General features: G+C 68.7%; 6 protein-coding genes. 5 read left to right on the forward strand and 1 reads right to left on the reverse strand.

Going from position 1 to position 7,251, the window contains the following annotated elements; genetic code table 11:
* Nucleotides 1-121: 121 nt before the first annotated feature.
* A complete protein-coding gene (locus ACWDR4_RS49545; RefSeq protein WP_450418733.1) occupies nucleotides 122-1,066 on the reverse strand; it encodes an HAD family hydrolase in 945 nt (314 codons plus the stop codon).
* A gap of 102 nt (nucleotides 1,067-1,168) precedes the next feature.
* On the opposite strand from ACWDR4_RS49545, the gene ACWDR4_RS49550 reads away from it, so the two are divergent.
* The 5 genes from ACWDR4_RS49550 (at nucleotide 1,169) to ACWDR4_RS49570 (ending at nucleotide 7,076) form a co-directional block, all read left to right on the forward strand.
* On the forward strand, nucleotides 1,169-1,456 hold the full coding sequence (locus tag ACWDR4_RS49550; RefSeq protein WP_450418734.1) for a glutaredoxin family protein: 288 nt from the start codon (nucleotides 1,169-1,171) through the stop codon (nucleotides 1,454-1,456).
* Nucleotides 1,457-1,802: 346 nt separating this feature from the next.
* Entirely contained in the window at nucleotides 1,803-2,618 is an 816-nt protein-coding gene (locus ACWDR4_RS49555; protein WP_450418735.1) for a redox-sensing transcriptional repressor Rex, read from the forward strand.
* A complete protein-coding gene (locus tag ACWDR4_RS49560) occupies nucleotides 2,615-4,393 on the forward strand; it encodes a glutamyl-tRNA reductase (RefSeq protein WP_450418737.1) in 1,779 nt (592 codons plus the stop codon). The genes ACWDR4_RS49555 and ACWDR4_RS49560 overlap by 4 nt, the downstream gene beginning before the upstream one ends.
* Nucleotides 4,390-5,370, forward strand: coding sequence for a hydroxymethylbilane synthase (hemC, locus tag ACWDR4_RS49565; RefSeq protein WP_450418739.1), 981 nt, complete (start codon nucleotides 4,390-4,392; stop codon nucleotides 5,368-5,370). Before ACWDR4_RS49560 ends, hemC begins: the two co-directional genes overlap by 4 nt.
* Complete coding sequence (locus tag ACWDR4_RS49570) at nucleotides 5,367-7,076, forward strand: uroporphyrinogen-III synthase (RefSeq protein ID WP_450418741.1); 1,710 nt, start codon at nucleotides 5,367-5,369, stop codon at nucleotides 7,074-7,076. Before hemC ends, ACWDR4_RS49570 begins: the two co-directional genes overlap by 4 nt.
* Nucleotides 7,077-7,251: the final 175 nt, after the last annotated feature.

The raw sequence follows: 7,251 nt of genomic DNA on the forward strand, positions 1-7,251 counted from the left end.
CCGCCTTCTCTCGGGGGGGGGGGCCCCCCCGCGGGGGGGGGGGGGGGGGGGGGGGGGGGCCCCCCCCCCCCCCCCAAGGATGGGACGGGTAGGGGCGGCCGGGGCGAGAAAACTCGGCTCGTTAGCGGCGGCGGCGGTGCAGGGCGATGGCCGCTGCCGTACCGCCCGCTACCGCGCCTACTCCCGCTGCGGCCGGGATGCCTACCTTTGCTGCCTTGCGGCCTGTGCGGTAGTCCCGTAGGCGCCAGTCCAGTTTGCGGGCGTGTTTGCGGAGTTTGGCGTCCGGGTTGATCGCGTAGGGGTGGCCCACCAGGGACAGCATCGGGATGTCGTTGTGTGAGTCGCTGTATGCCGCGCAGCGGGCCAGATCCAGGCCCTCCGCCGTTGACAGGGCTCTTACCGCTTCCGCCTTTGCCGGGCCGTGGAGCGGTTCTCCTACCAACTTGCCCGTGTACACGCCGTCCACCGACTCCGCGACCGTGCCCAACGCGCCCGTCAGGCCCAGGCGGCGGGCGATCACTGTCGCGATCTCTACGGGGGCTGCCGTTACCAGCCATACCTTCTGGCCTGCGTCCAAGTGCGCCTGGGCCAGGGCTCGTGTGCCCGGCCAGATGCGTTCGGCCATGTACTCGTCGTAGATCTCCTCGCCGATCGACATCAACTCGGCGACCCTGTGGCCCTTGACGATTGAGAGAGCTGAGTCCCGGGCGTCCTGCATGTGCTCCGGGTCTTCTACTCCTGCCAGCCTGAACCACGCCTGCTGCCAGGCGAATCGGTAGAGGTCGCGGGTCTCGAAGAACTTCCGCTTGTAGAGGCCTCGGCCGAAGTGGAAGATCGCGGCGCCTTGCATGACTGTGTTGTCCAGGTCGAAGAAGGCGGCGGCCCTGTCGTCACCGAGGACCGGGAACGCCGGTTCCTCATCGGTGCCCGGCGGGACCGGGGCAGGGGTGAGTTCCTCCAGCTCCTGGGAGGATTTGCGCGCTGCCTCCGCCGAGGCCTCGCCTGCCAACACGCTCCGCGCGGTGGCGGAGCGCCTACGGGGAGTGAGCCATCCGAGAGCGGCCATGGCGTGAGCATAGCCAGTTTGTTCGGTGCTTCCGGAGTCGAGAGGTTTGGAGGCTGTGAACTCTCCGCGACCGCCCAGTTAAACAAGCGGGACAATGGGTTCATGAGTCCCCTCTTTCGGCGCATCGGGTCCCCCGCTTCCCCCGAGTCCCAGCAGCCTCGGCTCGTCACTCTCATCCGGAAGCCGGGTTGTCATTTGTGTGATGACGCACAGGGAGTTGTCGAGAAGGTGTGTGCCGATCTTGGGGTGTCGTGGGAGCAGAAGGACATCACTCAGGACGAGGAACTCCACCGTCAGTACTGGGAACAGATCCCTGTCGTGCTCATCGACGGGGCCCAGCACACGTTCTGGCGCGTCAACGAAGAACGTCTTCGCAAAGCCCTCACATAGATTCCCGGTCGATTACCGAGTGGTCGAGTTCTGACCAAGTGCTGACTGAGCAGTCCAGGTGGTCCGGAAAGTCGCTTAGGATCGAGGGCGGTTCAGATCTCGGGGGCGGGATTCATGAGGAGTGTGTGCGGTTTTGCCCCCCAACGGTGCCTGTGACGGCGAGGGACGACGGTGCTTGTGCGCCGGTTCCATACGCGTGCGGCGGGGGTGCGTGACCCCGGTCACGTTGGCCGGGCAAATCGGACACCATCTTTGTGCACGCGTTCACAAAGACATAGCCTGCATTCGACGGGGCGGTCTAGGTACGTGTGACCGCCTGCAGCCCCGCGCTACCCGCAGGAGTACCGTGGCAACTGGCCGAACTCACCGACCGGCGACCCGCAGCCGAGGGATTCCCGAGGCCACCGTCGCCAGGCTTCCGTTGTACCTCCGTGCCCTGACCGGACTGTCGGAGCGCTCGGTACCCACGGTCTCCTCCGAGGAACTGGCCGCCGCCGCGGGCGTGAACTCCGCGAAGCTGCGTAAGGACTTCTCCTACCTGGGCTCCTATGGGACGCGTGGTGTGGGGTACGACGTCGAGTATCTCGTCTATCAGATCTCGCGTGAGCTGGGGCTGACCCAGGACTGGCCGGTCGTGATCGTCGGTATCGGTAATCTCGGCGCCGCCCTCGCGAACTACGGCGGCTTCGCCTCCCGTGGATTCCGGGTGGCCGCCCTGATCGACGCCGATCCCGCCATGGCGGGAAAGCCCGTCGCGGGTATTCCGGTGCAGCACTCGGATGATCTGGAAAGGATCATCGCGGACAACGGCGTGTCCATTGGCGTTATCGCCACCCCCGCCGGTGCCGCTCAGCCCGTGTGCGATCGGCTCGTCGCCGCCGGGGTCACGTCCATTCTGAACTTCGCGCCCACCGTGCTGACCGTCCCGGACGGTGTCGACGTACGCAAGGTCGATCTCTCCATCGAGCTGCAGATCCTGGCTTTCCATGAGCAGCGCAAGGCCGGCGAGGAAGCCGATGCCCTCGCCGCCGCTGCCGCCGACTCCGCTCCGGCGGTCGTCGTGGCCAAGGGCCAGGCCGGTAGCGGTAGTGACGGCGACAGTGACGGCAGCGGTCGTGGCAAAGGGACTGACGGGGACGTTCCCGCCGTGATGCCGGCATGAGTCTTCTCGTCGTCGGGCTGAGCCACCGCAGCGCTCCCGTCAGTGTTCTCGAGCGGGCCGCGCTGTCCCAGGACGCGCAGATCAAGTTGCTTCAGGACACCGTCGCCGCCGAGCCGGCCGCCGAGGCCGCGGTGCTCGCCACCTGCAACCGCATCGAGCTGTACGCGGACGTGGACAAGTTCCACGCGGGTGTCGCCGAGCTGTCCACGCTGCTCGCCCAGCACAGCGGGGTGGGACTTGATGAACTCACTCCGTACCTCTACGTGCACTACGAGGACCGGGCCGTCCACCACCTGTTCTCCGTCGCCTGTGGGCTCGACTCCATGGTCGTCGGCGAGGGCCAGGTCATCGGGCAGATCAAGGACTCGCTCGCTCTCGCGCAGGAACTGCACTCCGCCGGGCGGCTGCTGAACGACCTGTTCCAGCAGGGGCTGAGGGTCGGCAAGCGCGCCCACTCCGAGACCGGGATCGACCGGGCCGGACAGTCCCTGGTCACCTTCGGGCTCCAGCAGCTGGCCGGTGGGCGGGGTGCCGGGGTCTCGGTGGAGTCCTGGGCCGTGGGCAAGAAGGCCCTGGTCATCGGGGCCGGGTCCATGTCCTCGCTGGCCGCCGCCACCCTCGCGCGGCTCGGCGTCGCCGAGATCGTCGTCGCCAACCGCACACCGGATCGCGCCGAGCGGCTCGCCCGGATCATCAACGAGAACAGCGAGAGCAGTCAGTACGAGGGGTACGAGGGCGGCGCGATGTCCGTGTCGGCCCGCGCGGTTCCGATGGAGTCGGTGCCGTTCGAGCTGACACGTGCCGATATAGCCGTTTCCTGTACCGGCGCGACGGGGCTCGTCCTCAGCGCCGAGACCATCGCGGCGGCCGTCGAGGGCCGGGTTCCGGCGGCCGACGCGGCCGGGCAGTCCTGCCGTACGACCGTCAGGGACGACGTACGGACGGCGCTGCCGCCCACCAGCATCGGGACCGACGACGGGTGTCCGCTCGATCTGGCCGCCGCGCAGGCCGGGCAGGCCGTGCAGGAGTCGGCCGGGTTCTCGGTGATGGGTGAGGCCGCCGTCGCCGGGATGGACGCGGCGACGCTGGAGCAGCACGCGGCCTGGGTGGACAACGGCACTGTCGACCGGCGGGACGCCGCTCGTCGTACGCCCGACGAGGACCGTGAGCTGATCGCCGAGCTTGCCCGTACCGCGGCCACCGTGGGGCGGATTCCCGAGCGGCGGCGGCCCGAGATCGTCGCCGTTGTGCCGCGGCCCGCTCCCGTGCTTTCTCTGCTCGACCTCGCCATGCCCCGGGACATCGACGCGGCCGTGCACCGGCTGGCCGGGGTGCGGCTGGTGGACATCGAGTCGCTGGCCGAGGCCTCCGCCGACGCTCCGATGGCGGCCGATGTCGACCAGGTCCGGCGGATCGTCGCCGACGAGGTCGCCGCCTTCGGTGCCGCCCTGCGGGCCGCGCACATCACGCCCACCGTCGTCGCGCTGCGCGCCATGGCCGCCGACGTGGTCGCCGGTGAGATCGCCCGGCTCGACGGGCGGCTGCCCGGGCTCGACGAGAAGCACCGGGCCGAGATCACCCAGACCGTGAAGCGCGTGGTCGACAAACTGCTGCACGCGCCGACCGTACGGGTCAAGCAGCTCGCGGCCGAACCCGGCGGCGCCGGGTACGCGGACGCGCTGCGCACCCTGTTCGACCTCGACCAGGAGACGGTCGCCTCCGTGTCCCGGGCGGACAATGATGACGACCACGCCGAGAACCGAGGGCGAGCATGAGTGAGCCAGTACAAGGGGCGCTGAGACTGGGGACCAGGCGAAGTCAACTCGCCCTGGCCCAGTCCGCGCAGGTCGCGGACGCCGTGCATCGGCTGACCGGGCGGCCCGTCCAGCTCGTCGAGATCACGACGTACGGCGATGTGTCCCGTGAGGACCTCGCCCAGATCGGCGGCACGGGTGTCTTCGTGACCGCTCTGCGGGAGGCGCTGGCGCGTGGGGAGGTCGACTTCGCGGTGCACTCGCTGAAGGACCTGCCGACCGCGCAGCCCGACGACCTGGTACTGGCCGCCGTACCGGAGCGCGAGGATCCGCGTGACGTGCTGGTGGCGCGCGACGAGCTGAAGTTCACCGACCTGCCGCGCGGCGCGCGGGTGGGGACGGGTTCTCCTCGGCGCATGGCCCAGCTGAACTCGTACGCCCGTGCTCATGGGCTGAGCGTCGAGGTCGTACCGGTCCGGGGGAACGTCGACACCCGGATCGGGTTCGTGCGAAGTGGTGAGCTGGATGCCGTCGTCCTGGCCGCGGCCGGGCTCAACCGCATCGGGCGCGCCGACGAAGTGACCGACTTCCTGTCGGTCGACATGGTTCTGCCTGCCCCTGGCCAAGGGGCCCTGGCGATCGAGTGCAGAGCGGGGAACACCTCCCACGACTCCGACCTGATCGCGGCACTCGGCGAACTCGACGACCCGTACACTCGGGCCGCCGTGACCGCCGAACGGTCACTGCTCGCCGCCCTGGAGGCCGGTTGCAGCGCCCCTGTGGGCGCGCTGGCCGACCTGCTGGCCGACGGGCAGATTGTCAAGGAGATGCGCCTGCGCGGCGTCGTCGGTACGACCGACGGCTCGGCGTTGGTGCAGCTGTCCACCACCGGTCCCGTGCCCGAGACGTACGACCAAGCAATGGCGCTCGGCCGTGAACTCGCAGCCGAGATGCTTGCCAAGGGCGCGGCCGGTCTGATGGGGGAGCGAGCACAGTGAGCCCCACCACCCTTCCCGCCGGTCCGGACCATGGGCACGTCACCTTTCTTGGTGCCGGACCCGGGGATCCGGGACTACTGACTCTGCGCGCCGTCGAGGCGCTGGCGAACGCGGACGTACTGGTCGCCGAGCACGAGGTGCTCGACGTCGTACGCGCGCACACCAGACAAGGCGTCGCCGTACTCAACACCGAATTGGACACGCCTATTGGCAGCACGTATCCAGGCACAGGCACGCCTCAACTAGCGGTTGTTGACGGCGCGTCAACGACCGCTGGTGTACCCGCTGTGCGGGATGCCGCACATCTTGTCATGGAGGCCGCACGGGGCGGCAGGCGGGTCGTACGTGCGGTGTCCGGGGATCCCGGGCTCGACGCGTACGCCGCCGAGGAGATGCTGGCCTGCGCCCGCGCGGGCGTTCCGTTCGAGGTGGTCCCGGGTGTCGCGGCGGCCGTCGGCGTGCCCGCGTACGCGGGTGTTCCGCTGCGGGACGCGCAGGGCGCGGACGTCCGGTTCGTGGACGCGCGGACCGCTTCCGACCGGTGCTGGACCGAGGTCGGGGCATCCGACGGGACGGTTGTCGTATCGACCACATTGGATTCGGTGGCTGCCGCTGCGGGTGAGCTGGTTGCTGCCGGGCGTAAGCCCGATACGCCGTTGACCGTGACCGTGGCCGGTACTACGACTCGGCAGCGGACCTGGTCCGCGACTCTGGGGACCATTGCCCAGACGTTCAAGCAGGGCAAGGTGCTGCCGTCCCCGGACGGGGGCCGGCCGGTGATAGCCGTGGTCGGCGAGCGGTCCGCCGCTGCTCAGCGTGAGCAGCTGTCGTGGTTCGAGAACAAGCCGCTGTTCGGGTGGCGGGTTCTGGTGCCGCGTACGAAGGAACAGTCGGCGACGCTCTCCGACCAGCTGCGGTCCTATGGCGCTGTGCCGCACGAGGTGCCGACCATCGCCGTCGAGCCGCCTCGGACGCCTCAGCAGATGGAGCGGGCCGTCAAGGGGCTGGTCACGGGCCGCTATGAGTGGATCGCTTTCACTTCGGTGAATGCGGTGAAGGCTGTTCGTGAGAAGTTCGAGGAGTACGGGCTCGATGCTCGTGCTTTTGCCGGGATCAAGGTTGCGGCGGTCGGGGAGCAGACCGCCAAGGCGTTGGTTGCCTTTGGTGTGAAGCCTGATCTGGTGCCCAGTGGGGAGCAGTCCGCTGCTGGGTTGCTTGATGACTGGCCTCCGTATGATCCGGTTTTCGATCCGATCGACCGTGTTTTTCTGCCTCGGGCCGATATCGCCACCGAGACGTTGGTGGCGGGGCTGATCGAGCTGGGGTGGGAGGTCGATGACGTCACCGCCTATCGGACGGTGCGGGCTTCGCCGCCGCCGCAGGAGACGCGGGAGGCGATCAAGGGGGGTGGCTTCGATGCCGTTCTCTTCACGTCGTCTTCGACCGTGCGGAATCTGGTGGGGATTGCGGGCAAGCCTCATAACGTGACGGTGATCGCGTGTATTGGGCCTGCTACGGCGAAGACCGCTGAGGAGCATGGGCTGCGGGTGGATGTGATGGCTCCGGAGCCGTCCGTGCACAAGTTGGCTGAGGCGTTGGCGGACTTCGGGTTGCGGCGGCGGGCTGCTGCGGTTGATGCGGGGGATCCTGTTACTCGGCCTAGTGAGCGGCGGCCGGGGGCGCGGAGGCGTCGTACTACGCAGTGAGTCGGTAGTTGGCGGTTGGTAGTTGGTAGTTGGTAGTTGAGGGTGGGGCGGCGGGGCGGTGGTTTTTCGCCCCCGCCGCCCTTTCCCGTTCCCATCCCTGGGGGCTGCGCCCCCAGACCCCCGCTGTCGGCCCTGAACGGGCCTTGTCCTCAAACGCCGGACGGGCTGGAGGGGC

The sequence above is a fragment of the Streptomyces sp. NPDC000878 genome, from assembly GCF_053599695.1.